We start from the raw sequence: 913 nt of genomic DNA on the forward strand, positions 1-913 counted from the left end.
CCAGCAGGGCGCAACAGCGTGCTGGTGTGCGCGTTCGAGGGCTGGAACGACGCCGGCAGCGCCGCCAGCGACGCGGTGCGCCTGATCCTGAACACGGCCGAACCCGAATACCTGGGCACCGTGGGCGAGGACGAGTACTACGACTACCAGTTCACCCGCCCGCAGGTCAGCCGCGAGGACGGGTGCGCAGCTCCAGTGGCCGCAAACCGATGTGTACCGCATCGAACTGCCCCAGGCCCCGGCGGACCTGCTGGTGGCGCTCGGGGTGGAACCGACCTACCGCTGGCAGGCGTTCTGCCGGGAACTGCATCAGCTCACCTCCCCGCACCGGGTGGCGGCCTGCCTGAGCGTCGGCTCGCTGCTGGCCGATGTGCGCACACCCGTCCGGTGCCGGTGCTGGTGAACTCCGATGACCCGCTGTTGCAGGAGCACCTGTCGATCGGGGCGTCGAAGTATGAGGGGCCCACCGGCATCCCGGCGGTGCTGGGAATGATCTTTGAACGGCTGGGCACCCCGAGCCTGTCGGTGTGGGCGCAGCAGCCGCACTACGTGGCCCAGGCGCCCAGCCCGAAGGTGCAGCTGGCCCTGGTGGAGGTGCTCGAGGAGCTGCTGGCCACCCACTTCCCCGCCGACCAGCTGCGCGATGACGCACTGGCCTGGCAGCGTGGGGTCGATGAGCTGGCCTCCGCGGATCCGGAGTCGCCACCTATGTGCAGCAACTGGAACGGGCGACCGATGCCAGCGAGCTTCCGGAAGCCAGCGGGGAATCGATCGCCCGTGAGTTTGAGCGCTACCTCAAGCGGCGGGACCGCGGCTACGGCGGCAGCGGCCCCGACTTTGAGATCTAGCGGCAGCCCAAGCCGCGGCCCTAGAGCTTGAGCCCCAAGAGGCATCCAGTCCGCGGCGGATCACC

1 protein-coding gene is annotated in these 913 nt (G+C 69.4%); it reads left to right on the forward strand.

The window, feature by feature from the left end; genetic code table 11:
* Positions 1-879, forward strand: an 879-nt coding sequence (locus JCM19049_RS21395; RefSeq protein WP_279403380.1) for a PAC2 family protein, incomplete at its 5' end; no start/stop codon positions are given.
* Positions 880-913 lie beyond the last annotated feature (34 nt).

The organism is Arthrobacter sp. JCM 19049, assembly GCF_001310435.1.